This window comes from Pseudomonas sp. GW822-FHT04H02 (assembly GCF_058800645.1).
The window spans coordinates 310,251-335,125 of the sequence record NZ_JBXAMM010000004.1 but is presented as its reverse complement, the minus strand read 5'-3'; the positions used below and the strand labels follow the sequence as shown (position 1 = coordinate 335,125).

Below are 24,875 nucleotides of genomic sequence, written 5' to 3'. Positions count from 1 at the left end.
CTTCACGAATATGGCCGGCAACTGGTTATTAATATCGTTGGAAAAAATCAGGGAAAGATTGGGAATCGATGTTTCAGAAATGATGCGCTGAGGATCGGTGATGTTTGACGTCAGCCGGTTGTAGATTCCGCCCTGCGCCTCTTCTATCAGAGGGTAGTAGGAAGAGAGGGATGGCTGTATAGGATCCAGATCGAAGAGGAGGGTCCGTAGGCCAGCATCGGCGAAAAAGGCGCCAATACCGGCGGATGTGGTGGCTTTCCCAATGCCAGCTTCGGTGGATGCTACTGCAGCAATTTTCATGGATGCACGCCTCTAATGTTGGCTCATTAGAGGCTGCAGTGACGCAGGAGCCGGTATTCCCTGGGGTATAGACCCTTCCTAGGTGATCTTGAGCCAACTGCCCTTGAGCCAGTTGGTCCTGGCCAGTTCGATCACCTCATCGCCACGCCCGCTCATCACCGCCTTGAGCATGTACAGGCTGAAGCCTTTGGCCTGTTCCAGCTTGATTGCCGGCGGCATGGCCAGTTCCTGGGTGGCGGTGACCACGTCCACCAGCACCGGGCCGTCATGGGCCAGGGCGGTGCGCAGGGCGCCTTCCAGTTCTTCGGAGTTTTCCACCCGCAGGCCGAGAATGCCCATGGCGTTGGCCATGGCGGCAAAGTCCGGGTTGTGCAGGTCGGTGCCGGTGTCCAGGTAGCCGGCGGACTTCATTTCCATGGCGACAAAACCCAGGGAGGCGTTGTCGTAGACCACGATCTTCACCGGCAGCTTGAGCTGGGCCAGGGAGATGAAGTCGCCCATCAGCATGCTGAAGCCGCCATCGCCGGACAGCGAGATCACCTGGCGCTGGGGGAAGGCGGCCTGGGCGCCCATGGCCTGGGGCATGGCGTTGGCCATGGAGCCGTGGTTGAAAGAGCCCAGCAGGCGCCGCTGGCCGTTCATTTTCAGGTAGCGCGCGGCCCACACCGTGGGGGTGCCGACGTCGGCAGTGAAAATGGCGTCTTGGTCTGCCAGTTCGCTGAGCAGCCGGGTCAGGTACTGCGGGTGGATCGGCCGGCCAGCGGGCGAGGGCTGGGCCAGGTCGTCCAGGCCCTGGCGCGCCTTGGCGTAGTGCTTGAGGGATTCTTCGAGAAAGCGGCGGTCGCCCTTATAGGGCAGGCGCGGCAGCAGTGCGGCGAGGGTTTCGCCGACGTCGGCGGCGATCCCCAGGTCCAGCGGCACTCGCCGGCCCAGGGCCTGGGGGTTGCGGTCGATCTGTATGACGCAGGCGTCGCTGGGGTAGAACTGGCGATAGGGAAAGTCGGTGCCGAGCATCACCAGGGTGTCGCAGTTGAGCATGGCGTGGTAGCCGGAGCTGAAGCCGATCAGGCCGGTCATGCCGACGTCGAAGGGGTTGTCCCATTCCACGTGCTCTTTGCCGCGCAAGGCATGCACCACCGGTGCGCCGAGGGCGTCGGCCAGGGCCACCACCTGATCGTGGGCACCGGCGCAGCCACTGCCGCAGAGCAGGGTCACGGCCTTGCTCTGGCTCAGCAGTTCCACCAGCTTGTCCAGGTCGTGGGGGGCGGGCAGGGTGCGCGGTGCGTGCAGGGCCGGCCATGGCTTGCTGGCGGCGGGTACCTGCTGCAGGGCCACGTCGCCGGGGATCACCACCACCGCCACGCCGCGGTTGAGGATCGCGCTGCGCATGGCCCGGTGCAGCACCTCGGGCATCTGCGCCGGGTTGCTCACCAGTTCGACGAAGTGGCTGCACTCCTTGAACAGCTCCTGAGGGTGGGTTTCCTGAAAATAGTCGAGGCCGATCTCCGAGGAGGGGATCTGTGCGGCGATGGCCAGTACCGGCACATGGTTGCGGTGACAGTCGAACAGGCCATTGATCAGGTGCAGGTTGCCCGGCCCGCAACTGCCGGCGCACACCGCCAGTTGCCCGGTGGCGGCGGCTTCGGCGCCGGCGGCAAAGGCGGCCACCTCTTCGTGGCGCACATGCATCCACTCGATGGTCTGCATGCTGTGCAGAGCGTCGGTGAGGCCGTTGAGGCTGTCGCCGGTCAGCCCCCAGATACGCTTGACCCCGGCCTGTTCAAGGGTGGTTGCCAGTTGCTGGGCGATGGTGATGTTCGCCATGAAGAGCTCCTGCGGTCCGCTTAAGAAGTCGTGCAATCAAAAGAGGACAACAGGCGAGTGCGGATGATTCCGTGAAATCTTGCAGGCCCTGCCGCGGTGTGGCGACAGGGGCTGGTGTTCAGGCGAAGCGTGCCGGTCGGCAGGCGGCCAGTTCGGCGCAGGTTTGCCCGTGCAGCAGTTCCTGGCTGATCAGGCGTGCCACCGTGGGGGCCAGGGTCACGCCGGCGTGCATCACCGCCAGGTACAGGCCCTGGTAGCGGGTGCTGGGGCCGATGATCGGCAGTTGGTCCCCGGGCATCGGCCGCTGGCCGACTTCCACGCTGCGCAAGGTGATGGCCTGGGCGCCACGGAACAGCTGGCGGATGCTGGCCAGGGCCTGTTGCGCGATGGCCTCGGGCCCCTGTGGACCCTGGGCATCGATATAGTCCTCGGCCAGCAGCAGGCTGCCGTCCGCCGCTTCGCGGATTTCCAGCTGGCTGTTGGAGACCAGGGTCTTGACCAGGCCCGGTGGCGCATTGACGCGGATCAGGATCGACGGCGAGGCCTGCACCGGCAACTGAATACCCAGGGGCGCGAGCAGGGCCGGGGTGGCGCAGCCGCTGGCGAGCAGCACCTGGTCGGCACGGTGGAGCCCTGCGGCGGTGTTTACCCCGAGTACCCGCTGGCCTTCGACCCGCAAGCTAAGTACCCGGGTCTGGTCGAACACCCGGGCGCCGTGGGTGCAGGCCGCATCGAGCAGGGTGCGGGTGGCGGCCACCGGGTCCAGGCTGCCTTCGCCGGGTGCATAGCGGGCACGCTCCGGCAGCACTTGCAGGTGGGGTTCCAGTTGGGCAACGCCGGCCCGGTCCAGCCACCGGGTCGAGGCCTCGGCGGTTGGCTCGTCGGTATCTGGCGCTTGCTGGTCGGCCGCGCCGTAGGTCAGCGCGCCGGACCAGCGGATCTGCAAGGCCGGCAGTTCGTGCTGCAGGCGGCGGTAGTCTGCCAGCGCCTGGGCCCGCAGGGCGCGGGCGGCTGCCGGGAACTCGCCGTGGGGGTTGATCCAGGCAAAGGAGTGGCGGGTGACGCCCGAGCCCGGGCTGTCCTGTTCCAGCACGGTCACCTGCGCGCCCTGGCGGGCCAGGTGGTAGGCAATGGCGGCGCCGACAATCCCGGCGCCCACCACGATCACGCTTGAAGGCTTCACGCTCACCTCGTTATCCATTCAATGGGGCGTTGCGAAGGGCGCACCTTAACCGTGGCGGATTGCCCCAGCAATTGAACGAGTGTTGTGAAATTGCAAGCGGGCGGGCCAGGACCGCTGCCGCAGGCGCGGCAGCGGTTTGTGCAGTGCCTGGGCTATTGCAGCTTCAGCGTCAGCCCCGATGCCTGGGGCAGTGGATTGCGCATCAGCCGGCCCACCACCAGGGCGCCGAGCAGGGCGAGCATCCCGGCCACCGTCAGCACCAGGCCGAAACCACCGACAAAGGCCTGCCGGGCCAGGGGCTCGACCAGGGCCCGGGCATCGGGCGGCAAGCCGGCCATCGCACCCTGCATATCCCCGGCCACCACCCGTGAGGCAATCTCCGGTGCCTGCTCCAGCCAGTGCCCGGGCACGGCGTGCAGGCTGCCCTGCAAGAGCTGCTGGGTATGGCTGGCCAGCAGCGCACCGAACACCCCGATGGCCAGCATGATGGCGCTAAAGCGCATGGTGGTGCTCATGCCCGAGGCCATGCCGGTGCGTTCCCGCGGCACGCAGGCCATGATGTTTTTCTGCGTGTCGCCATTGAGCAAGCCGGCCCCGGCGCCGGTCACGGCGATTGCCAGGGCGAAGTTCAGGTAGCCCCCGGCGTGTACCGCCCAGGCGCTGAGCAGGTTGCCGCAGCCCACCAGGGTCAGCCCTGCGGCCATCAGCGTGGCCGGCGCATAGCGCCCGGCCAGGCGTGCGCCGATCCGCGGGCAGATGAGCATGGTCAGGGCGAAGGGCAGCATGCCCAGGCCCGAGGCGATGGCCGAGAAGCCCAGGCCGTTCTGCAGGTAGAAGGGCAGCAGCGTCATCATCACCTGGGCACAGCCGGCGTAGGCGAACATGCCCAGCAGGGCGCCGATGAAGCGCGGGTGGCGGAACAGTTGCAGGTCCACCATGGGCCGGCTTTGCAGCCGCTCGATCAGCACGAACAGCCCCAGCAGCGCCACGCCTGCCAGCAGGCGGGTGGTGGTCGCCGGGTGGCTCCAGCCGATGCGGTTGGCCTCGATCAGGCCCCAGATCAGGCACAGCAGGCTGGCGCTGAAGGCCAGGCTGCCCCAGGGGTCGAGGCGCGCCGCCTGGGTATCCCGGGATTCCGGCACGTTGCGCAGCACACTCCACAGCAGCAACGCACCCACCGGCAGGTTGAAGTAGAAGATCCAGCGCCAGCCGAAGTACTCGGTGATCAGCCCGCCGACCGTGGGCGCGGCAGTCATGGCCATGCCCATGCAGGCGCCCCAGAAGGCCCAGGCCTTGGCCCGTTCCACTTCGTCGTGGAAGGTATGGCCGATGGAGGCCAGGGCCGAGGTCAGCAGCAGCGCCGCGCCCACCCCCTTGAGCGCCCGGGCGATGTCCAGCAGCAGGGCGTTGGGCGCCGCGCCGCAGCCCAGGGAGGCGAGGATGAACAGGCCCAGGCCGCAGAGCAGGGTGCGCTTGCGGCCGAAGCGGTCGGCCAGGCTGCCGGCGGGCAGCAGCAGGGCGGCGAAGGCCAGCATGTAGGCGCTGACCACCCACTCGATATCGGCGAAGTTGGCCCCCAGGTCACGGGCGATGCTCGGCAGCGCCACGGCGACGATGTTGGTGTCCAGAACGATCAGCGAACAGACCCCGGATGCGGTGAGCAGGGTCAGGCGCGGGTTGACGGAGCGGTTCATTGCGTGGCCTGCCGACTGAGGGTGGCGAGGGCGGCCAGGGCGATTTCATCGTCGTGGGCCGGGGTGTCGGCACTGACCCCGATGGCGCCGATCACCTGGCCGTCGACGATGATCGGCTGGGCGCCTTTCATCATCACCAGGCCGGCGCTGAGGGCGGCGGGGCGGCCGCCATTGACGGCGTTTTCCAGATCCCCGGAGGGCCGCTTGAACAATGCCGAGGTGCGTGCCTTGCCCTGGGCCAGCTCGACTCCGGCCACCACTGGGGCGCCGTCCATGCGCGCGCCCAGTATCGGCCAGCCGCCGTCGTCGACGATTGCCACGGCGCAGGGCCAGCCCTTGGCCTGGGCGGTTTGCTGGGCGGCCCTGAGCAGGCGCTGGGCGTTGTCCAGGGTAAGGATTGCCTTGTGGGCAACGACGGGGCGGCTGTCCTCGGCTGCCGCAGTCTGCAGCACGCAGCAGGTGATCATTACCAGAAACAGGGGTTTGACGCGCATGGCAGAGGCTCTCTACTGTGAAGGTTCGCTCAGCTTATCCCGGCCTTTCGCGGTCTTTGTTAGCTGCTGGCGACCAGTTCATTACCTTTGAGCTAATGCCCATCATGGAAATTCGTCACTTTCGCTACTTCCTGGCGGTGGCCCGGCAGCGCAATTTCACCCGCGCCGCCGAGCAATTGGGGATTGCCCCGCCCACCCTGAGCCGGCAGATCCAGGACATGGAGAACACCCTTGGCACCCGGCTGTTCCTGCGCCAGCAACGCGAGGTCAGCCTGACCGAGGCCGGCGCCACCCTGCTGCTGGAAGCCGAGGCCACGGTGCGCCAGTTCGAGTTTGCCCAGCGCAATGCCCAGCGTGCCGGGCGCGGCGAGATCGGCCATATCGAACTGGGCTATGTGGCCTCGGCGGTGTATTGCGGGCTGTTGCAGAAACAGGTGCAGGGCTTTGGCCGCGACTGCCCGGACGTCAGCCTCAACGTGCGAGAGTGCCCGATGGCGACGCTGCCGGCGCGGATTGCCGATGGTCGCCTGGACGTGGGCTACATTCGCTCGCCCATGACATTGCCGGAAGGGGTCGAGGCCATTCGCCTGGACGCCGAGGGCTTTGTCCTGGCGCTGTCCGATGAATCCTGGCTGTGCCGCCTGCCGCAGATCGCCTCCGAACACCTGCTCAATGAAACCTTCATTCTTCCGGAGCAGATCAGCGGCACCTTGCAGGTGGCGGCCCAGGGTGCCTACGCCCCCAAGCTGGGCCCCCAGCCCGGCGGCCTGGTGGCGGTACTGGCCCTGGTGTCCCTGGGGCAGGGCGTGGCAGTGGTGCCGGAGTCGGTGGTGGGCCACATCAGCCTGCCCCATGTGCTGTACCGGCCGATTGGCGGCAGCTCGGCGACGTCCTGGCTGTCGCTGATCCACCGGCGTTTCGAGCAGGCACCGGCGGTGGTGCGCTACATCGAGCAGGTACGGCGCGAGTACCGCGGCAAAGCCTGATGGGGCATGTTCAAGCGGCGGCCCGGGTCGCATAATCCCCGGGCCATTCCTTTCGCTTCAGGAGCTGCGTCTTCGATGATCGACCACCTTGACCACCTGGTACTGACCACCATCGACCCGATTGCCGCCGAGGATTTCTACGTCCGCGTGCTGGGCATGCAACTGGAAACCTTTGCCGGCGGGCGCAAGGCCTTCAAGTACGGCAACCAGAAGATCAACCTGCATGTGCGCGGCCAGGAGTTCGAACCCAAGGCCCACCTGCCGGTGCCGGGGGCGCTGGATTTGTGCTTCATCGCCAGCGTGCCCCTGGACCAGGTGATTGCCCATCTGCAACAGGCCAACTGGCCGATCATCGAAGGGCCGGTGCCGCGCACCGGCGCCACCGGCCCGATCCGTTCGGTGTACCTGCGGGACCCGGACCTGAACCTGATCGAGATTTCCGAGCAGTTGTAACGGTGCCGGCCTGCGTCAGAGACGCGGGCCGGATAAAATCTTGTAATGATTTCCCGCTGGGGAATCGGCTCGCCCTCCCTGTAATCTCCAAGTCCGTTTTTTCCTTCAGGACTTGCATGAACACGCTCTCGGAGCCCCCCAGTCGGCGCTCTTTCCTCGCTTTGCCCCATGACTTCTCGCGCCATCCGGCGGCCCTGAGCCCCAGACGCTCAGGCAGCCATTCTCCCGGTTGCACTTGCCTGGCACTTGCCACTTCCTGCCTTTATCCGCCCGTACCCGAGGTTTTGCAGCCCCTGCACCTTGGCGCTGCGTCGCGCCTGGCCGTTTGAATTTTCCGGAGCACTTGAGTCGTCGTTATGGAATGGATCGCAGACCCCACGGCCTGGCTTGGCCTTTTGACCCTGATCGTCCTGGAGCTGGTGCTGGGCATCGACAACCTGGTGTTTATCGCCATCCTCGCGGACAAGCTGCCGCCCGAGCAGCGCGACCGTGCGCGGATCATCGGCCTGTCCCTGGCGTTGTTGATGCGCCTGGGCCTGCTGGCCAGCATCTCGTGGATGGTGACCCTGACCCAGCCGCTGTTCGAGGTCTTCGAGCACAGCTTCTCGGGGCGTGACCTGATCATGCTGTTCGGTGGTGTGTTCCTGCTGTTCAAGGCCACCATGGAGTTGCATGAACGCCTGGAGGGCCATGTCAGCCAGCGCGCCGGCAGTACCACTTACGCCTTGTTCTGGCCGATCGTGGCGCAGATCGTGGTGCTCGATGCGGTGTTCTCCCTGGACGCGGTGATCACCGCGGTGGGCATGGTCGAGCACCTGTCGGTGATGATGATCGCGGTGGTGGTGTCCATCGGCGTGATGATCGTCGCCAGCAAGCCGCTGACTCGTTTCGTCAACGCGCACCCGACGGTGATCATGCTGTGCCTGGGCTTCTTGATGATGATCGGCTTCAGCCTGACCGCCGAAGGCTTGGGTTTCCATATTCCCAAGGGTTACCTGTATGCGGCCATCGGCTTCTCGATCCTGATCGAGGTGTTCAACCAGATCGCCCGGGCCCGGCGCAAGAAATCCATGCAGGGCCTGCGGCCGATGCGCGAGCGCACGGCCTATGCGGTGATGCGCCTGCTGGGTGGGCGCAGGCTGGCGGCGGAAGAAGTGGGCGAGGAAATTGCCGACTTGCTGGAAACTGATGAGGCCCCCAGCAGCGAGCTGTTCGACCGCCGTGAGCGGGTGATGATCAGTGGTGTGCTGCAACTGGCGGAGCGGCCGATCCGCAGCCTGATGACGGTGCGTGCCGAGGTCGACTGCATCGACCTTACGGACAGCCCGGAGAGTATTCGTACCAAGCTGATGCATTCTTCGTACTCGCGCCTGCCGCTGATTCGCGATGGTGCGGTGGATGAGCCTTTGGGCTTCGTGCACAAGAAGGAACTGCTCAAGGAGTACCTGGCGGGCAGTGAGCCGAACCTTGAGCATCTGGCGCGCAAGACCATTAACCTGCTGGACAGCTTTTCGATCCTCAACGCCCTGGAACAGATGCGCCAGGCGTCCACTCACATTGCCTTTGTGATCAACGAATTCGGTGACTTCATGGGCATCCTGACCATGACCGACATTCTCGAATCCATTGCCGGCGAGCTGCCGGATGCCAGCGAGATCGAAGGCCCGGATGTGATCGAAGAAGAGGGCGGGTTCCTGGTCAATGGTGCGCTGAACCTGCCTCAGGTACGCCAGCGGACCGGTTTCGGCGCTGAACCCACCGAGGACTACCAGACCCTGGCCGGTCTGGTGATGAGCCTGCTGGACCGCCTGCCGGTCAAGGGCGATCGGGTGGAGTGGGCAGGCTGGAGCCTGCAGGTCAGGGCAGTGGAAGAGCGCCGGGTAACCCAGGTGCTGCTGTCGCGCAGGAGCGTGGACTGACACTGGGGCCTCTTCGCTGGCAAGCCAGCTCCTACGCGGGTGGTGCGGGCCTGCCGGCTGGATGGAAGGTGTAGCGATCCTTGCCGCCGTGCTTGGATTCGTACAGCGCCTGGTCGGCCTTGATCAGGGCCTGGTTCAGGGTTTCGCCAGGCTCGACCCGGGCCAGGCCCATGCTGATGGTCACCGGGTGCCGGGTCGGCTGGTCGCGCACCACCTGGCACAGCCGCGCGGCCAGCGCCTCCACATCCGCGCGGGGCACGTCGGCCAGGTAGATGGCGAACTCCTCGCCGCCCAGGCGGGCATAGTCGAAATCCCTCATCACTCCCTCGATATCGGCGGCGATGCGTTTGAGCACTTCGTCGCCGATGTCATGCCCGTACACATCGTTGACCTTCTTGAAGTTGTCGATGTCGACCATCGCCAGGTAATGGTCGTGCTCCCGGGGCAGAGCCTGCAGGCGCTGGCCGGCGCGGGCCATGAACGAGCGGCGGTTGGGGATCTCGGTGAGGGTGTCGAGGTAGGCCTGGTCCAGCAGCAACTTGGACATGATGTAGTTGTGCAGCCGGGCCCGGCGCAGGGTGATGAAGCTGTAGAGGGTCAATGCGCTGAGGAACAATGCGTAAACCAGCACCAGCAGCCCCTTGAGTTCCTGCAGGGTGGTGCTGGTGCGCCAGAACGGATTGAGCACCAGCCAGGTGATGAAGATGGCGCTGACGAACGACCAGCGTCGCAGAGGCATCACCGAGGCGCCGTAGAGCATGCTCGACGCCCCGAGAATCAGCCAGACCGGGCGCTGGTCGATGGGCAGCCCCTCGATCACCAGGCGCACGCCGATGGTGATGGTCAGCACGAACAGCAGGTTGACCCACTGGAAGTGCCGGTCCTGGCGGGTGAAGCCGAGGATGATGGTGGTGAAGGACAGAATGCTCAGAAAGACCATCGAATAGGCGGTGAAGCCCTGCTGCCCGGGAAAGCTGACGATCAGGTCGAAGATCAGCCAGATCAGGATGCTGGCGGTGTAGATCAGGACGCAGAAGCTGCGCAGGCGTTCGAAATCATGTTGCGCGAATTCAAGCTTCAAGGCCGCCGGAGCGGCCTGTTTGAGCACTTGTTCTTCAAGGGTTCTGAACATCGCGGGCCTTGGATGTGAGCTGATGATCCAGCAGCGGCTTGCCCCAGGGGCGATAGCGCAGGGAGAACACCGCGCCGGGGTTGGAGGGGGCGCGACGATCCGCTGCTTGAAAGTGTAGGTCGTCCAGTTCAATCGGCAGGTACCTGCCAGTGACCGGTAGCTTCCAGTTCTCGCACAAGGTGTGGAGCCATATGGCCAACTGGACGTTTTGCGACTGCGGGCTGCGGGGGCTGCCCAGGCTCATGCCGGAGTACGGGGGGCTTGGGCCTCCAGCCAGGTGCACAGGCGGCGGGCGATGTGTTCGCTGGCGCGGCCGTCACCGTAGGGGCTGTACACGCGGCTCATGCGGGCATGCAGCTGTGCATCGTCCAGCAGTTCGCTGGCGTGGTGCACGATGCGCTCGCGATCGGTGCCCACCAGCAGCACGGTGCCGCCTTCCAGCACCGACGGCCGCTCGGTGACCTCGCGCAGCACCAGCAAGGGCTTGCCGATGGCCGGGGCCTCTTCCTGGACACCGCCGGAGTCGCTGAGGATGAAGTGCGAACGTCCCATCAGCCAGACAAAATGCTGATAGTCCTGGGGCGCTACCAGGTAGATGTTCGGCTTGTTCGAGAGCAGGCCGTACACCGCGTTCTGCACCTGGGGGTTGAGGTGTACCGGGTACACGAACTGCACGTCCGGGTAGCGCTCGGCCAGGGTTGCCAGGGCTTCGCAGATATCGCGGAAACCGTCACCGAAGTTCTCCCGGCGGTGGCCGGTGATCAGCACCATGCGCCGGCTGTCGTCGAGCACCGCCAGGGGCGAGTTGGCCGCGGGGCGCCAGTGGGTGTGCTTCTGCCGGTTGCGCATCCACAGTAGCGCGTCGATCACCGTGTTGCCGGTGACCTCGATGTTTTCAGCGGGCACGTTTTCCCGCAGCAGGTTGGTTGCGGACCTGGCGGTCGGGGTGAAGTGCAGGTCGGCGATGACCCCGGTCAGGCGCCGGTTGGCTTCTTCGGGCCAGGGTGCCTGGAGGTTGCCAGTGCGCAGGCCGGCCTCGACGTGGCCAATGGGCAACTGCCGGTTGAAGGCGGCGAGGGCGGCGATAAAACTGGTGGTGGTGTCGCCATGGACCAGCACGATGTCCGGTTTCAGGCGCTCGTAGCTGGTGTCCAGGTGGATCAGCAGTTGCTGCGACAAGCCGTTGAGGGTCTGGCCCTGGGTCATCACTTGCAGGTCCACATCGACCTCGAGCTCAAAGGCGTCGAGTACCTGTTTGAGCATTTCCCGGTGCTGGCCGGTGGAACAGATGTGCAGCTCGATACCTGGCCAGTGCCTTAGAACCCGAGCCAGTGGTGCCATCTTGATCGCCTCAGGACGTGTACCGAAAACCATCATGACCTTGAACGACATGGACCCTCCCTGGGATTGTGAAAACCGGACCTGGCGTTGAGATCAAAGCAGTGAGAATCACTCTTGTCCAACCAGGAGTGCAGGCGCTGATAGCGCTCAGGTTCGCGGTTTAGCGGGAAAAGGGGGCTTGCATTGATCCCGGAGGCAGCAGGTTTCTCGGCGGAAAGAAAACACTGGGCGCAATGCAAGATGATGTTGCGCAGTTCGGCTGCCCGTTAAGAAGAGTCAGGCTGATTTAAGCCATTAAATTGACGCCAATACCATTTGTCGGGAGGCTTTTAATCAGGCTTAGAGGCTCGTGTCAAAATGACGTCGCGCGCTGCTAGAATGCGCGCCATGACTCACCCCGAGAGTGAGTGTGTTGATGACTGCCTGGTTCGTGGAGTGATGCTGTGGGTCGTGCTTTAGCGGTGTATGTAGTGGGGATGGCCCTGGTGCTGGCGTGTTTTGCCTGGGCAATGGTGACGCTCTACAGCTGAGCGCCGGCGGCGCTCGAGCTTTCCCGGGCAGTGTTCATCGGCCCTTCAATGTTGTTTGCCCAGGCCCATGAGCAGCAGGGCCTGGTCCAGTCATTCAGCCAGGGATTTACTGCCACCCAGGGTGGGCAGGGCTGCTGCAATCGCCCCAGCCAGGCCTCGTGCCGCGGGCAGATCCCGTTCGGCTGCCTGAGCCTGGAACCAGTTCAATACGGTTTCGCAGGCCGGATGCGCGGCGCCGCTGTCGCGTAGCCACAGGGCATAGACCCCGCCGGTCTTGAGCGCCTGGCCAAAGGGGATCAGCAGGCTGCCCCGGGCAATCGAGTCCTGGGCCAGGATCAGGTCCGTCATGGCCACCCCCAGCCCCCGGGCCGCGGCGTCCAGGGCCAGGTCGTCGAGGTTGAACAGCAGATGCTTGTAACTGTGGGGCGTCTGGTCGTCCTGGGCCTGCAGCCAGGCGGTCCATTCCTGGCGGCTGGTAGAACCGTGGATCAGCGCGTGCCCGGCCAGTTCCTCCAGGGAGCGCGGCGGCAATTGCCCGTCACTGAGCGTTGGGGCACACACCGGTACCAGGTATTCGTCGAACAGCGGGGTCAGCGGCCGCTCGTCCAGGCCTTCCGGCAGGTACAGTACATAGGCGTCGCAATCGCCGCCGGGGTCTACCGTGGCCCCGCCCACGGTCTCGATCGACAGGCACAGCCCGGGGTTGGCGGCGTAGAAACCGCTGAGCCGCGGCAGCAACCAGCGCACCGCCAGGGAGACAAAGATGCGGATGCGAAACGGCCGGTCCAGGGGCGCCGGGGCCAGGCGTTCCTGCAGGGAGCCGAGGGACCTCAGGACTTGGGTGGCCACCGTGCAGACATCGCGCCCCTGTTCGGTCAGCGAGACCCTTCGGCTGCTGCGCTCGAACAGGCTGACCCCATAGTGCTCCTCCAGTTGCTGGATCTGCCGGCTCACCGCGCTTTGGGTCAGGTGCAGGCGCGCCGCGGACTCGGTGAAGCTGTGGGTCTGGGCCACGCTGACCAGGGTCTGCAGGGCCTGCAACGAGGGCAGTCGAAGAGGGTTATCCATGCGTTTTCCGAATAGATGGATGAATTAATAACGTTCGAAATAAAGCCGTCATATCCATAGATTGTAGGCATGTGGCGCCGGGTTGAGTGTTCTGTTGAATGCTCCGGGCGCATGGATTGTGCAGGAGTGACAGGCTTTGAACAATGTATGTGGCTGGATCGCCCTGGCAGGGCAGACTTCCCAGCGGCCAACCCTCAAGGGCCTACAGAAAGCCGACTGGCTGATCATTGGCGGTGGCATCACCGGCCTCTCGGCGGCCCATGCCCTGGCGCGGATGTTTCCCCAGCAACGCATCGTCCTGCTGGATCGCCAGCGGGCGGCCCAGGGGGCTTCGGCGCGCAACTCGGGGTTTGTGGTCAGCCATGAATTGCCCGGCGCCGATGAGTTGCTGGGGCGGCCCGGCCACTCGGCCTATCAGCTTGCCTGCGGCATCGGTATCGCTGCCGGTGAAGAGGTGCGCCGGCGCATTGACGAGTTGGGCATCGAGTGCGAGTTCGACGCTGGCGGCTATCACTTCGCCGTGCACCAGGGGCAGCACTTGCAGGACAGCGGCGCCCGAGTCGCTACCCTGAATGCCGCGGGCGCCCAGGCCCAGTACCTGGAAGGCGCGGCCTTGCAGCAGCGCCTGGGCAGCGGCTTCTACCAGCGGGCCATCCACTGCGCCGGTGGCAACGCGCTGCTGCAGCCGGCCAAATACGTCAAGGGCCTGCTGGAGCGCCTGCCGGAGCGGGTGGAGGTGTTCGAGAACAGCCCGGTGCAGGACCTGCAGTCTCTGCCGGGCCGGGGCTGGCGGGCGGTGACCGGGGAGGGCGAGATCCAGGCGCCCCAGGTGCTGGCCTGTGTCGGTGCCTTTCTGCCCCGGCTCGGAGTCCGGCACAGCCGCACCTTCCCCCTGGAGCTGAGCGCCAGCATCACCCGGCCCCTGCAGGAAGATCACTGGCAGCGGCTGCTGGATGAGCTGGGCTGGGGCGTGCTCTCCACCTTGCCCGGGGCGGCCACGGTGCGCCTGTTGCCCGGGCGCCGCCTGCTGATGCGCAACACCGTCGAGTATCGCCAGCGCGATCTCGGCCCGGCGCAGTTGGCGGTGCGCCGCCAGGAACACCTGCGGGGCCTGCAAAAGCGCTTTCCCGGCATTACCGATACCGACCTGCAATACACCTGGACCGGGCACCTGAGCGGCACCCGTTCCGGCGAGCCGTACTTCAGCCGGGTCGCCGAAGGCCTGCACGCGGTGGCCGGCTGCAACGGCTCGGGGGTGGCGCGGGGCACCCTGTGGGGCCGGCTGCTGGTGGAAATGGCCGCCGGCTGCGACTCCTCGCTGCTGCGGGACGTGCTGTCCCAGGCCCGGCCCGGCTACCTGCCACCCCGACCGTTTTTCGACATTGGAGCAAGCTTGCGCATGGGCTGGGAAGTGCAGCGCGCGCGACACGAACGTTAACCGTCGCGGCGAATGAAACGCCGCAATAATAAGAGCACAGAGGGCGGCAACATGATCAATCGCACCACTACGGCACTTTTATCCCTGGCCTTGTGCGCCGCAAGCGTCCAGGCGGCCGAGACCGTGAGCATCGCCAACTGGAGCGGCTATATCGCTCCGGACACCCTGGCCCAGTTCACCCAGCGCACCGCAATTCAGACTACCTACGACGTGATCGACAGCAACGAGACCACCGAGGCCAAGCTGATGACCGGCGGCAGCGGCTATGACCTGGCCAGCCCGTCCAACCACTTTCTGCCGCGGCTGATCCAGGCCGGGGCGATCCAGCCCCTGGATCGCAGCAAGCTGCCCAACTGGAACAACCTCGATCCCAAGCTGATGAAGCTGCTGGAAACCAGCGACCCGGGCAATAGGTACGGCATTCCCTATATGTGGGTGACCGTGGGCATCGGCTACAACGTCGACAAGATCAAGGCGATCTTCGGCGACACCGATGTCACCCAGTCCTGGCAGCTGCTGTTCAAGCCGGAGAACATCCAGAAGCTCAAGCAGTGCGGCGTGGCCTTTCTCGACAACCCGACACAGATGGTGCCCATCACCCTCAATGCCCTGGGCCTGGACCCCCACAGCGAACAGCCGGCGGACCTGAAAAAGGCCGAAGCGGCGCTGCAGGCGATCCGCCCCTCGATCCTCTACTTCCACCAGGCCAAGTACGTCAGCGACCTGGCCAACGGCAACATCTGCGTGGCCGTGGGTTTTAGCGGCGACGTGCTGCAAGCCATGGCCACCGCGCAGCAGGCAAAAAACGGCGTGAACCTCGGCTACAGCATCCCCAGGGAAGGCTCCACCGTGGCCATGGACATGGTGGTGATTCCCAGGAACGCCCCGCACCTGGACAACGCCTACGCCTACCTGAACTATCTGCTGGACCCCAAGGTGATCGCCAACATCAGCAACTTCGTGCAGTACGCCAACGGCAATGCGGCGTCCTTGCCCTACATCGAACCGCAGTTGCGCAGCAACCCGGCGGCCTACCCGCCGCAGTCGGTGCTCGATACGCTGTTCCCGATCAAGACCATGACCCCGGCCGGCATGCGCCTGAGCACTCGCCTGTGGACCCGGGTCGTCAGCGGCACATGAGGAGCGCGGCATGATTGCAAGTCAGCAACAACGCGGCCACGCCGTGGTGGTGGGGGCCGGGGTGGTGGGCCTGGCCAGCGCCCTGTGGCTGCAGCGCCTGGGCTGGCGGGTGACCCTGCTGGACCGCCAGCCGCCGGGCAGCGGCACTTCCTTCGGCAATGCCTGTACCTTCGCCACCTATGCCGTGGAGCCAGTGGCAACCCCCGGCATCTGGCGCCAGGCCCCGGGCATGCTGTTGCGGCGCGACAGCCCGCTGGCGATCCGCCCGGGTTACCTGCCACGGATCGCCCCCTGGCTATGGCGCTTTTTGCAAAGCTCCAGCGAGCCGCGGGTCAAGGCCATCAGTCATGATCTGCACAGCCTGCTCAAGCCCTGCATGGGCGCCTGGCAGGCGTTGTTCGACGATGCCGGGGCCAACGACCTGGTGCGCCATGACGGCTCGCTGTACATCTTCGAGGCCCACGAGCGGCAGAGCGCTATCGACATGCTGGCCTATCACCAGGGGTTCGAGGTGCCCATGCGCCTGGTGGAAGGGCCGGAGCTACGGGCCATGGAGCCGGCCCTCAACGCCCGTGCGGCCCTGGCGCTGGAACTGCCCCAGGTCAGCCGCACCCTCGATCCCTTCGCATTGAGCCAGCGCTTGCTGCGGTGCTTCATCGAGCGCGGCGGAGTGTTTCGCCGCGATGAGTTGCAGGGGGTCGAGCGCAGCGCCCAGGACGGCGAGCGGGTGCTTGCCCGCCTCGGCAGTGGCGAGCAACTGCCCGCCGAACGCCTGGTGTTGTGCAGCGGCGCCTGGTCCCGCCGCCTGGCGCAGAGCCTGGGGGACGAGATTCCCCTGGACACCGAGCGCGGTTATCACGTGCTGTTCGATCAGGCTGGCGGCTTGCTCAGCCGCCCGGTGTGCTGGGGCTCCGGCGGTTTCTACCTGACGCCCATGGCCCAAGGGCTGCGGGTGGCGGGCACGGTGGAGTTCGGCGGCCTCGACGCCGCGCCGGACCCGCGCCGCTATCACTACCTGGCCCGGGCGGCGCGACGCTTCCTCACCCTGCACCACGAACCGGTTTCCCGGTGGATGGGCTTTCGTCCCTCGCTGCCGGACAGCAAGCCGGTGCTCGGCCAGTCGCGGCTGCTGCCCCAGGTGCACTACAACTTCGGCCACGGTCACGTTGGCCTGACCCTGGCCGCCATCAGTGGGCAACTGGTGGCGGAACAGGCCAGCGGGCTGACCCCGAGCGTGACCCTGCAACCCTTCCTGGCGGGGCGTTTCCGCTAGTCACGCAACCGCGGTGGTTATGGGGAAGGGAAACGGTCATGTTCATCTGCTACAACGGCTTTTTCCCTCGACAGACCTGCCCGGCGGCCGGAAAGGCGCCGGGGGACCTACGCTAGCCATGGACGCGCCCCTATGCGAAATGCACTTGTGCTGACTTCCCTGTTCCTGTGTGCCGGCGCAGCTTGCGCCGAAGACCCCGCCTCGGTACTGGGCCATGGCTTTGGTTCCCTGGGCTGCATCGACCTCAAGGACCCCGACAGCAAGGCCACCTGCGGCGCCCGCGCCCTGTCCAACGGCACCGGTTGCCACGGCCTGTCCAGCCAGGGCATGCGCGACAAATGCCTGGATGAAGCGCTGTACCCGCAAAGCAGCGCGAGCCGCAGCCGTACTGCGAAGGCGGCCCAACCAACGGCCCCGGTGCCCGCCCTGTCCAGCCAGCGCCTTGTCCAACCGCCTGCGCCCTTGTTGACGGAGGGCGAGGCGAAGCGGTTGGAAGAGGTGTTGGGGGTCAATGGTTCCAGGCGCTGAGCTTGGCTATTGCACCACGGGCTTTTATGCTCCCGGTCCGGTGAATGCACTGACCGGCAGGGGGCTTGAGCATTGATGCCTGCTGATGCAGCGAACAAGGGCTCGCCTGTTATCCCTGATGCGGATGCGGCGCGCTGGAGGAGGTGAATCAATGGCCGGGCCGACTGTCAGGGTGCTTTTACCGCGCCAGATCGATGGCTTGCTCGAAAACCGGGTGCGGGCCTGTCTGGCCGCAATTGCGGATCAACCCTGGGCCGGTACGAGCTCGTTCTTCATTGACGGCAGCCCCATGCTGTTTGGGATGGGGGCCGAATATCCAGGGGAACTGGCGGAATATGCCGGGCTGGCCGGGCAACTGGGATGGCTCCCTGAAGACATTCTGAGCCTGGCGGCCATGGATAAAGACCAGGCGGATCACCAGCGCCTAGGGCAGGCGGCGCTGGCCTTGGCCCGTCACCTGGATGGCGTACTGGCCTTCGGCGCCAGCATCCGTGCCTACACCCGGGACAGCGAATTTCTGGCGGGGCTGGCGATCCTCGAGCATGAGGGCGAGAGCATTTTCAGCGCTGCGGACTTTTCGGCATGGTTGGGCCACCGGGATTTTCGACTGGTGAAATAATCCACGGCTACACGCCCGCACTGCCGCCCACCCACTACCTTGCGTAGGCGCTGGCTTGCCAGCCAAGGCGTTCGGGAGATCGCCTTCGCCGGCAAGCCGGCTCCTACAGGGGAGGGTCAGGCTTGCTGGCGGTGCTCGGCGGCGTGCAGGCCCAGGTAGAAGGTCAGGTTGTCGTCGCTGATGCCCAGGGTGCCGAGAATCTGTGCCATGAAACTCACTGGAGCGCTGCCCGGGGCGGTGATCACGCGCTGGTCCGCTACCGCGTGGGGCACATCCTGGTAGTGCGCGGCGCCGGCATAACCCACCGCCAGCAGGTTGTCCGCCGAATTGGAGGTGTGCTTGAGCTGGTCCAGCACCCCGGCCCGGGCCAGTTCGCGGGTGCCGTCGCAGATACCGGCGAGGACCAGCTTGCGCTCCTTGGCCGCGCGTAGCAGTTCGCGGATATCCGGCGCCTGGGGGCTTTGCCAGACCGTCCCGCCGCAGACCATCAAGAGGTCCACCTCATCCAGACGAATATCTTCCAACGCCAGGTCCGGGGTCACCCGCAGGCCACCCATGGAGGTCACGATGGCGCCCTTGGGGGAAGCGTAACGGCAGTCGAAGCCATAGTAGCCACGGCCGGTGGCGTTGATCAGGGCGGTTTCCCAGTCGGCGAAATTGTCGCAGACAAGGGTAATGGCGCGGGTCATGGGCAGCTGTCCTTGCTGAGGCGAATGAGTATTGGGGGCGCGCAGAATAGCCCGATTTCAGCGACTCAATGGAACATTTCGTTGCTGGGCAAGGGGGGGAGGGCTGCTGTCGTTGGCGTGTTGCTGACCCCTGCAACAGCGCTTTGTAGGATAGGTCCTTGGCTCCTGAGGATTTATCGACAGCGTTCTGTGTTCGGGCTGATAGGTGCCGTGATGGGGGGGGGCTTAAAGTCGAAGTTTGGGTCGCCTCGTCCTCAGTGGAAAGAGCGCCAAACGTCGTGGACATTTGAACAGGCACCGTACTTTCATGAAGCGCACCCTTCTGCTCTCGGCTCTTGTCCTGGTGTTGTCGCTATGGGGTGAGGGGCCGGCGTATGCCGGCGGGGAGTTCTCTCCCGAGTCATCGATCATTCAGTTGCCTGCCAGCATTTACATCAGTGCAGGAACCATGAATGGCGACGTCATTGCGACCACCGCAGAGGTGGACTCGATGATGAGGGATCCATGGCCGCAAATATTCAGTTCCGAGCCCATGGTCTACAAGCTTCAAGGCGCTACGCTGGCCCCAGGTTACTACAACGTCTACTCGAGCAACGTGCCTGGAGTCGGATTCAGGTGGAACGCCAAATGGAGATGGCGTGAAAATCAGTCCGGGTCCAGCCAGTATCTGGTGGGGAGCGGAAAGTCATCCGTAAAACTCAGATGGGTCAAGGGTGATGTCTACAAGCAATCCATGTGGCTGGAAATCATAAAGATCGGCGACATCCAGAGTGGGACCTTGGCTGGTAACGGGTTGGTGAACGTTGCGTTCAACTGCGTTGGTATCTGCAACTCCAAAGGCTGGACGGTCTACACCAGCGGTAAAAGCGCAGTGACGGTGCAGCTCAGGGTACCGACCTGCAGTGTGTCCAGCTCGCAGATTTCAGTGCCCCTGGGGCGAACATCGAACATGACCTTTTCCGGAGTGGGGAGTACCTCCAAAGCGGTGCCCTTCAAAATCAACCTGTCATGTTCGGGAGGGGATGCCGGGGCTTCGATCGGGGCTTATGTCTCGTTCATAGATGTGAACAACTGGGCTAACCAGGGCAGCACCTTGTCGCTGAGCGCCGGGTCGACTGCCTCGGGAGTGGGGGTGCAGATCCTCAAGGGAGCGACTGTTCTCGGCTACGGTTCGGGCTCTGTCAATCAATGGTGGGCGGGGAATATCTCCGCTGGGGTCTCGAGCTACGACATTCCCCTGACCGCGCGTTATGTCCAGACCGCTTCGCGAGTCACCCCAGGAACGGTCCGTGGGATGGCGACCTTGACGATGAGTTATCGTTGAGCGGTTTCATCGTTCAGGGTCTCGGCATGCGCCGGGGCCTTAGCAGTTACTACGGCTCAAGACCCAGAGCTATGCCCAGGGCCGCTTCCTCTGGCAGCAGACCCTGGCACGCCTGCCGCCGTTGCAGGCGCGAGCTTGCTCGCGAAGACGGTTGCTGGCGCAAGGCGCATATGCCGGACAGGCCGCCAACTGCCAGGTGCAGAAGGTGCAGATCAAGGGCGTGCGCTTCAACTTCTGACCCCGCGCAGCTCTGTAGGAGCCCGCTTGCTGGCGAAGGCGTCTCGCCAGGCGCCTTCTTAAATAATTTCTCCCCGGCTATTTACATCCACAGCGTCATTCCCCCATTATCCGCGCCGTCTAAGTTTCGCTGCTGACCAGACAATTCCAGCCACCAAAAGGGTGGTTGTTTTGTTGCGTCCAAGAAAAGCAGTTGAAAAATGACCAAGACTCCTCTGAAAAGAATTCAGCACAAGCTCGCCCGTTCCGGGGTGGCCATCGAACGCCTGAATTCCAATTCCCTCTCTATCTCGTCCACCAATGACGCCGGCCTCAAGGTGGATCTGCTGCTGCCCGACAGTTTTGCCATCGAAGAGAAAGCCATCCTGCAACTGATGGATTTCGCCAAGGTCGCCCACCCCCATGGCGGCGAAGTGAAGTGCGCCTGCGCCACGCCGGATTTCCATACCGGCAGCCCGATTCCGGTGGGTAGCGTGATCGTCACCAGCCACGACATGGTGGTGCCGCAAGCCATCGGCACCGACATCAATTGCGGCATGCGCCTGCACAAGCTGGGGCTGAACTACGAGCAGTTCATGGCACAAAAGGCCAAGTGGACCGCCCTGGTGCGTGGCGATCTGCTGGAAGGCACGCGCAATATTCCCACCAGCCCCACGGCCATGAGCGCGCTGTTTGCTTCGGGGCTGGGGGATTTCTGGGCTCAGGTACAGCAACAGGACCCGATCGGGCTGTTTGCCGGGGCAGATTTCGCTCAATTGCAGCGTGAGCTTTCGGGCCTGCATGAGTCGTCCTTTGCCCGCGGCAGCGCCGACTATGCACCGGAGGCCCTGCAGGACCTTTCGCGCAAGATCCTTCGCGACCCGGGCCTGGGTTCCCTGGGCGGTGGTAATCACTTTGTCGAGATCCAGGTCGTCACCGAACTGGTGGATCGCCAGGCCTGTTTCGCCCAGGGCCTGTCCGTGGGGCAGGTGGTGATGATGATCCACACCGGCTCTCGCGACGTGGGCTTCTATGTAGGCCGACGCTGGATGGACAAGGCCAAGGCCCTGTGGCCGGCGGGGATCAAGCATCCCGATTCGAAGATATTCGCCCTGTTTGGCGAGATGGCCGATGAGTACCTGCTGGCCATGCACAGCGCCGCGCACTACGCCGACGCCAACCGCGCACTGATCGCCGAAATGGTGCGCCAGCGCACTCGGCAGGTGTTCGGCGCGGGCATCGAAGCGCCGCTGATTGTCGATGTACCGCACAACATCGTGCTGCGCGAGGAAGGCGGCAACGTCCACCGCAAAGGCGCCACACCGGCCTATGCCGGGCAGCCGCTGCTGATTCCGGGGAGCATGGGGCATGACTCCTACCTGCTCACCGGGCTGGGCAACGAACGCTGGCTGCGCTCGGCCAGCCACGGCGCCGGGCGCTCCATGTCGCGCAGCGAGGTGGTGTTCAAGGCCAAGAAGGACAAGGCCTTCCTCGGCCTGCAGGGCGTGGAGTGCATCACCACCAAGGAAGAGCGGATGATTGAAGAAGCACCGGGGGCCTACAAGGAAATTGGCCAGGTGATTCGTTCCCAGGTGGAAGAAGGGACGGTATCGGTGATGGCGCGGTTTTCGCCGATTCTGACGTTCAAGGCGTAAGCACGAGAGGGCTGTGGGGCGGGGAGGGTATTCGGGTTTGCCATGCAACTGGACGGCCGATCCATGGTCGCTCCCGGCCCGATCGTTCTGACCCCCCTGTCATGTTCCGTGCTTCCCATGGCACACTCCTGCGGAATTTATTCCGTTATTTGATATTTAATTCCGTTGTAGCGGAATTATTGCTGTGTGACCCAGGCCGCCTTTGTTTTCCCGAGGGTGGTCTTGTCTGCTCAGCCTTCAACCAGGAGAACCTCTCATGAGCATCACCCGTTACGGCACCGGTAGCACCGCAGGCGGTGGCCAGCCGCGTCCTTTCGCTCGCGCCGTCGAAGCCGATGGCTGGCTGCATGTGTCCGGCCAGGTGCCGGCGCTGGATGGCGAGATCATTCACGGTGGGATCGTCGAGCAGACGCATCAGACGCTGCGCAATCTGGTGGCCATTCTCGAAGAGGCCGGGTATGGCCTGGAGGATGTGGTGCGGGTTGGCGTGTGGCTGGAAGACCCGCGGGATTTCTGGAGTTTCAACAAGGTGTTCGGTGAGTACTTCAAGCCCGAACACGCGCCGGCCCGGGCCTGTGTGCAGGCCAGCATGATGGTGGATTGCAAGGTCGAGATCGATTGTGTGGCCTACAAGAAGAAGGCCTGATGGCCACGGTCTGTAGGAGCTGGCCTGTAGGAGCTGGCTTGCCAGCGAAGGCGCCCCTGAGGGTGGCACAAGGCTTGAGGGCCTCTTCGCCGGCAAGCCGGCTCCTACGGGGCGATAGAGGGGGCGCAGGTAGATGAGCGAAGACAACATCAAGCGTCGGGCCAAGGGCCTGGATCGGGCGTTCGATATTCTCGATTTCCTCAAGGAGATCGGCCAGCCGTTGCGGCCCAACGATATCGCCAAGGGCATTGGCGGCCCCAAGTCCACGGTCTATGAGTTGGTGGCTTCCCTGCTGGAGCGGCGGGTACTGGAACCGGTGGGCCAGGAGGGGCATGTGTACCTGGGCCGCCAGTTGTACTTTCTCGGCCAGGCCCATTTGCGTCATTTCGACCTGAGCCGCGAGGCCGATCAGGCCTTGCAGGAAATCGTCCGCCAGACCCAGGAAACCGCGCAGATGTGCCTGCTCAACGGGCGCAAATACACGGTGGCGCTGATGAAGGAGGGCGAGCGGCACTTCCGCATTTCCTCGAACATCGGCGAGAACGCGCCGATTCCCTGGACCGCTTCCGGGCGGTTGCTATTGGGGCATTTGAGCGATGGGCAGATTGTCGACCTGATCGATGAACGGGACTTCGTTCTGCCCGACGGTGAGCGTCTGCCCTTGGAGACGTTTCTCAAGCAAATCCGCCAGGCCACCGAGGATGGGTTCTTTTCCTTCGACAGCGTGGCCGACACCTTTACCCATTGTTTTGCCGCACCGGTGCGCGATGAGCACGGGGTGTGCATCTGCACGCTCTGCATCGTCGCGCCCAGGGCCGATGCCCAGCGCAACTACCAGGAATATCGCCGGGTGCTGATCGACAGCGCCAACCGTCTGGCCCGGCGTATCAACGATTGATGACTGTTTCGCGGCTGTGCGCAGCTGCCTTGATAAGGAGTGCCAAGATGTCTTCCGTATTGAACCTGCCACTGGTGGAAAAGGGCGCCGCTGCCCAGGGCGCGAGCCTGTTGCAAGACGTCAGCCTGCCGGCCCTGGTGCTGCATCGCGAGGCCCTGGAACACAACATCCGCTGGATGCAGAAGTTCGTCAGTGACAGCGGCGCCGAGCTGGCGCCCCACGGCAAGACCAGCATGATGCCCGCGCTGTTTCAGCGGCAGTTGGACGCCGGCGCCTGGGGCATCACCCTGGCCACTGCGGTACAGACTCGCGCTGCCTATGCCCATGGCGTGCGCCGGGTGTTGATGGCCAACCAGCTGGTGGGGGCGCCGAACATGGCGCTGATCGCCGAGCTGCTGGCGGATCCGGATTTCGATTTCTATTGCATGGTCGATCACCCGGACAGCGTCGCCGACCTGGGGGCGTTTTTCGCCCAGCGTGGGGTCACGCTCAAGGTGATGATCGAGTACGGCGTGGTCGGTGGGCGTTGCGGTTGCCGCACCGAGCAAGAGGTGCTGGCCCTGGCCAAGGCGATCCAGGCTCAGCCGGCCCTGGCGCTGTGCGGTATCGAAGGTTATGAAGGGGTGATCCATGGCGATCAGGCCATCAGTGGCATCCGCCAGTTCGCCGACTCCCTGGTGCGCCTGGCGGTGGACCTGCACAACGACGGGCTGTTCGCCATCGAGCGGCCGATTATCACCGCCTCGGGGTCAGCCTGGTATGACCTGATTGCCGAATCCTTCGAGACCCACAACGCCAAGGGCCGCTTCCTCAGTGTGCTGCGCCCGGGCAGTTACGTGGCTCATGACCATGGCATCTATAAAGAGGCGCAGTGCTGCGTGCTGGATCGCCGCGCCGACCTGGAGGAGGGCCTGCGCCCGGCCATGGAGGTCTGGGCCCATGTGCAGTCGCTGCCGGAGCCGGGCTTTGCCGTGGTGGCCCTGGGCAAGCGCGATGTGGCCTATGACGCCGGCTTGCCGGTGCCGCTGCGGCGTTATCGCGCCGGGGCCCAGGCCAGTGCCGGGGATGACGTGGGGGCGTGCAAGGTCACTGCGGTGATGGACCAGCATGCGTTTCTCACGGTGGCGCCGGGAGTGGAGCTGCGCATTGGCGACATCATTTCCTTCGGTACTTCGCACCCCTGCCTGACCTTCGACAAATGGCGCACCGGGTTGCTGGTGGATGAGCGCCTGCAGGTGATCGAGAACCTGGAAACCTGTTTCTGATCGCCGGAGCCGGGGATATGCAGGGTCTGCAGGAGCCGGCTCGCCGGCGAAGAGGCCTCTGGATGGTGCGCAGGCCTTGCGGGCGCCTTCGCTGGCAAGCCAGCTCCTACGGGGCAGGAGGTATGCAGGTTTTGTAGGAGCCGGCTCGCCGGCGAAGAGGCCTCTGGATGAGGTGCAGGCCGTGCGGGCGCCTTCGCTGGCAAGCCAGCTCCTACGGGGCAGGAGGTATGCAGGTTTTGTAGGAGCCGGCTCGCCGGCGA

General features: G+C 64.6%; 21 protein-coding genes and 1 pseudogene. 13 read left to right on the top strand and 9 right to left on the bottom strand.

The window, feature by feature from the left end; all coding sequences use genetic code 11:
• Nucleotides 1-18 precede the first annotated feature (18 nt).
• The 5 genes and pseudogenes from AC1RMG_RS19010 to AC1RMG_RS18990 form a co-directional block, all read right to left on the bottom strand.
• Nucleotides 19-300: pseudogene (locus tag AC1RMG_RS19010) on the bottom strand (ParA family protein); the annotation flags it as partial.
• Nucleotides 301-378: 78 nt separating this feature from the next.
• The gene (gene poxB, locus AC1RMG_RS19005; RefSeq protein ID WP_493169926.1) at nt 379-2,124 is read right to left on the bottom strand and encodes a ubiquinone-dependent pyruvate dehydrogenase; all 1,746 of its coding nucleotides are present in this window, start codon (nt 2,122-2,124) and stop codon (nt 379-381) included.
• Between the two features lie 118 nt (nt 2,125-2,242).
• Entirely contained in the window at nt 2,243-3,307 is a 1,065-nt protein-coding gene (locus AC1RMG_RS19000) for an NAD(P)/FAD-dependent oxidoreductase (protein ID WP_493169924.1), read from the bottom strand.
• A gap of 152 nt (nt 3,308-3,459) precedes the next feature.
• A complete protein-coding gene (locus AC1RMG_RS18995) occupies nt 3,460-5,001 on the bottom strand; it encodes an MFS transporter (protein WP_011061878.1) in 1,542 nt (513 codons plus the stop codon).
• Complete coding sequence (locus AC1RMG_RS18990; RefSeq protein ID WP_493169922.1) at nt 4,998-5,495, bottom strand: GlcG/HbpS family heme-binding protein; 498 nt, start codon at nt 5,493-5,495, stop codon at nt 4,998-5,000. The genes AC1RMG_RS18995 and AC1RMG_RS18990 overlap by 4 nt, the downstream gene beginning before the upstream one ends.
• A 104-nt stretch (nt 5,496-5,599) precedes the next feature.
• Here AC1RMG_RS18990 and AC1RMG_RS18985 point away from each other — a divergent pair, with 104 nt between their 5' ends.
• The 3 genes from AC1RMG_RS18985 to AC1RMG_RS18975 all read left to right on the top strand — a co-directional run bounded on the left by AC1RMG_RS18985 (nt 5,600) and on the right by AC1RMG_RS18975 (nt 8,853).
• Nucleotides 5,600-6,481, top strand: a complete 882-nt coding sequence (locus AC1RMG_RS18985) for a LysR family transcriptional regulator (RefSeq protein ID WP_011061876.1) — start codon at nt 5,600-5,602, stop codon at nt 6,479-6,481.
• Nucleotides 6,482-6,556: 75 nt separating this feature from the next.
• On the top strand, nt 6,557-6,934 hold the full coding sequence (locus AC1RMG_RS18980) for a VOC family protein (protein ID WP_041118828.1): 378 nt from the start codon (nt 6,557-6,559) through the stop codon (nt 6,932-6,934).
• A gap of 356 nt (nt 6,935-7,290) precedes the next feature.
• On the top strand, nt 7,291-8,853 hold the full coding sequence (locus tag AC1RMG_RS18975) for a TerC family protein (RefSeq protein WP_011061874.1): 1,563 nt from the start codon (nt 7,291-7,293) through the stop codon (nt 8,851-8,853).
• A 31-nt stretch (nt 8,854-8,884) separates the two neighbouring features.
• Here AC1RMG_RS18975 and AC1RMG_RS18970 read toward each other — a convergent pair whose 3' ends face one another.
• From AC1RMG_RS18970 to AC1RMG_RS18960, 3 genes are all read right to left on the bottom strand, one after another.
• Entirely contained in the window at nt 8,885-9,985 is a 1,101-nt protein-coding gene (locus AC1RMG_RS18970) for a GGDEF domain-containing protein (protein ID WP_493169919.1), read from the bottom strand.
• 240 nt (nt 9,986-10,225) lie between these two features.
• On the bottom strand, nt 10,226-11,377 hold the full coding sequence (gene wecB, locus AC1RMG_RS18965; protein WP_123473584.1) for a non-hydrolyzing UDP-N-acetylglucosamine 2-epimerase: 1,152 nt from the start codon (nt 11,375-11,377) through the stop codon (nt 10,226-10,228).
• A gap of 569 nt (nt 11,378-11,946) precedes the next feature.
• Nucleotides 11,947-12,924: a LysR substrate-binding domain-containing protein gene (locus AC1RMG_RS18960; protein ID WP_019095395.1), complete on the bottom strand. Its 978-nt coding sequence runs from the start codon at nt 12,922-12,924 to the stop codon at nt 11,947-11,949.
• Between the two features lie 136 nt (nt 12,925-13,060).
• Here AC1RMG_RS18960 and AC1RMG_RS18955 point away from each other — a divergent pair, with 136 nt between their 5' ends.
• The 5 genes from AC1RMG_RS18955 (at nt 13,061) to AC1RMG_RS18935 (ending at nt 17,922) form a co-directional block, all read left to right on the top strand.
• On the top strand, nt 13,061-14,362 hold the full coding sequence (locus AC1RMG_RS18955; protein WP_401017915.1) for an NAD(P)/FAD-dependent oxidoreductase: 1,302 nt from the start codon (nt 13,061-13,063) through the stop codon (nt 14,360-14,362).
• 51 nt (nt 14,363-14,413) lie between these two features.
• Nucleotides 14,414-15,502 (top strand): polyamine ABC transporter substrate-binding protein, encoded by a 1,089-nt coding sequence (locus AC1RMG_RS18950; protein WP_015636031.1) that lies wholly within the window; start codon nt 14,414-14,416, stop codon nt 15,500-15,502.
• Between the two features lie 10 nt (nt 15,503-15,512).
• The gene (locus AC1RMG_RS18945) at nt 15,513-16,775 is read left to right on the top strand and encodes an NAD(P)/FAD-dependent oxidoreductase (protein WP_493169916.1); all 1,263 of its coding nucleotides are present in this window, start codon (nt 15,513-15,515) and stop codon (nt 16,773-16,775) included.
• A 132-nt stretch (nt 16,776-16,907) separates the two neighbouring features.
• Nucleotides 16,908-17,303, top strand: a complete 396-nt coding sequence (locus AC1RMG_RS18940; RefSeq protein ID WP_015636029.1) for a hypothetical protein — start codon at nt 16,908-16,910, stop codon at nt 17,301-17,303.
• 151 nt (nt 17,304-17,454) lie between these two features.
• Entirely contained in the window at nt 17,455-17,922 is a 468-nt protein-coding gene (locus AC1RMG_RS18935; RefSeq protein ID WP_493169914.1) for a DUF6368 family protein, read from the top strand.
• A gap of 116 nt (nt 17,923-18,038) precedes the next feature.
• Here the strand turns inward: AC1RMG_RS18935 and AC1RMG_RS18930 are convergent, their stop codons facing one another.
• The gene (locus AC1RMG_RS18930) at nt 18,039-18,611 is read right to left on the bottom strand and encodes a type 1 glutamine amidotransferase family protein (RefSeq protein WP_053152414.1); all 573 of its coding nucleotides are present in this window, start codon (nt 18,609-18,611) and stop codon (nt 18,039-18,041) included.
• Nucleotides 18,612-18,918: 307 nt separating this feature from the next.
• On the opposite strand from AC1RMG_RS18930, the gene AC1RMG_RS18925 reads away from it, so the two are divergent.
• The 5 genes from AC1RMG_RS18925 to AC1RMG_RS18905 all read left to right on the top strand — a co-directional run bounded on the left by AC1RMG_RS18925 (nt 18,919) and on the right by AC1RMG_RS18905 (nt 24,615).
• The gene (locus AC1RMG_RS18925; RefSeq protein WP_370059286.1) at nt 18,919-19,935 is read left to right on the top strand and encodes a fimbrial protein; all 1,017 of its coding nucleotides are present in this window, start codon (nt 18,919-18,921) and stop codon (nt 19,933-19,935) included.
• Between the two features lie 437 nt (nt 19,936-20,372).
• A complete protein-coding gene (locus AC1RMG_RS18920; protein WP_015636025.1) occupies nt 20,373-21,806 on the top strand; it encodes an RtcB family protein in 1,434 nt (477 codons plus the stop codon).
• A 256-nt stretch (nt 21,807-22,062) separates the two neighbouring features.
• Nucleotides 22,063-22,452, top strand: a complete 390-nt coding sequence (locus AC1RMG_RS18915; protein ID WP_011061860.1) for a RidA family protein — start codon at nt 22,063-22,065, stop codon at nt 22,450-22,452.
• 133 nt (nt 22,453-22,585) lie between these two features.
• Complete coding sequence (locus AC1RMG_RS18910) at nt 22,586-23,350, top strand: IclR family transcriptional regulator (RefSeq protein WP_047287579.1); 765 nt, start codon at nt 22,586-22,588, stop codon at nt 23,348-23,350.
• A 47-nt stretch (nt 23,351-23,397) separates the two neighbouring features.
• Complete coding sequence (locus tag AC1RMG_RS18905) at nt 23,398-24,615, top strand: amino acid deaminase (protein WP_015636023.1); 1,218 nt, start codon at nt 23,398-23,400, stop codon at nt 24,613-24,615.
• The last annotated feature ends 260 nt before the right edge of the window (nt 24,616-24,875 follow it).

Coding starts and splice junctions, on each gene's coding strand:
- AC1RMG_RS18970 (WP_493169919.1), bottom strand. CDS start 9,985: ATGTTCAGAACCCTTGAAGAACAAGTGCTCAAACAGGCCGCTCCGGCG.
- poxB (WP_493169926.1), bottom strand. CDS start 2,124: ATGGCGAACATCACCATCGCCCAGCAACTGGCAACCACCCTTGAACAG.
- AC1RMG_RS18935 (WP_493169914.1), top strand. CDS start 17,455: ATGGCCGGGCCGACTGTCAGGGTGCTTTTACCGCGCCAGATCGATGGC.
- AC1RMG_RS18905 (WP_015636023.1), top strand. CDS start 23,398: ATGTCTTCCGTATTGAACCTGCCACTGGTGGAAAAGGGCGCCGCTGCC.
- AC1RMG_RS18930 (WP_053152414.1), bottom strand. CDS start 18,611: ATGACCCGCGCCATTACCCTTGTCTGCGACAATTTCGCCGACTGGGAA.
- AC1RMG_RS18945 (WP_493169916.1), top strand. CDS start 15,513: ATGATTGCAAGTCAGCAACAACGCGGCCACGCCGTGGTGGTGGGGGCC.
- AC1RMG_RS18940 (WP_015636029.1), top strand. CDS start 16,908: ATGCGAAATGCACTTGTGCTGACTTCCCTGTTCCTGTGTGCCGGCGCA.
- AC1RMG_RS18985 (WP_011061876.1), top strand. CDS start 5,600: ATGGAAATTCGTCACTTTCGCTACTTCCTGGCGGTGGCCCGGCAGCGC.
- AC1RMG_RS18950 (WP_015636031.1), top strand. CDS start 14,414: ATGATCAATCGCACCACTACGGCACTTTTATCCCTGGCCTTGTGCGCC.
- AC1RMG_RS18980 (WP_041118828.1), top strand. CDS start 6,557: ATGATCGACCACCTTGACCACCTGGTACTGACCACCATCGACCCGATT.
- AC1RMG_RS18915 (WP_011061860.1), top strand. CDS start 22,063: ATGAGCATCACCCGTTACGGCACCGGTAGCACCGCAGGCGGTGGCCAG.
- AC1RMG_RS18975 (WP_011061874.1), top strand. CDS start 7,291: ATGGAATGGATCGCAGACCCCACGGCCTGGCTTGGCCTTTTGACCCTG.
- AC1RMG_RS18925 (WP_370059286.1), top strand. CDS start 18,919: ATGAAGCGCACCCTTCTGCTCTCGGCTCTTGTCCTGGTGTTGTCGCTA.
- AC1RMG_RS18990 (WP_493169922.1), bottom strand. CDS start 5,495: ATGCGCGTCAAACCCCTGTTTCTGGTAATGATCACCTGCTGCGTGCTG.
- wecB (WP_123473584.1), bottom strand. CDS start 11,377: ATGTCGTTCAAGGTCATGATGGTTTTCGGTACACGTCCTGAGGCGATC.
- AC1RMG_RS18910 (WP_047287579.1), top strand. CDS start 22,586: ATGAGCGAAGACAACATCAAGCGTCGGGCCAAGGGCCTGGATCGGGCG.
- AC1RMG_RS18995 (WP_011061878.1), bottom strand. CDS start 5,001: ATGAACCGCTCCGTCAACCCGCGCCTGACCCTGCTCACCGCATCCGGG.
- AC1RMG_RS18960 (WP_019095395.1), bottom strand. CDS start 12,924: ATGGATAACCCTCTTCGACTGCCCTCGTTGCAGGCCCTGCAGACCCTG.
- AC1RMG_RS18920 (WP_015636025.1), top strand. CDS start 20,373: ATGACCAAGACTCCTCTGAAAAGAATTCAGCACAAGCTCGCCCGTTCC.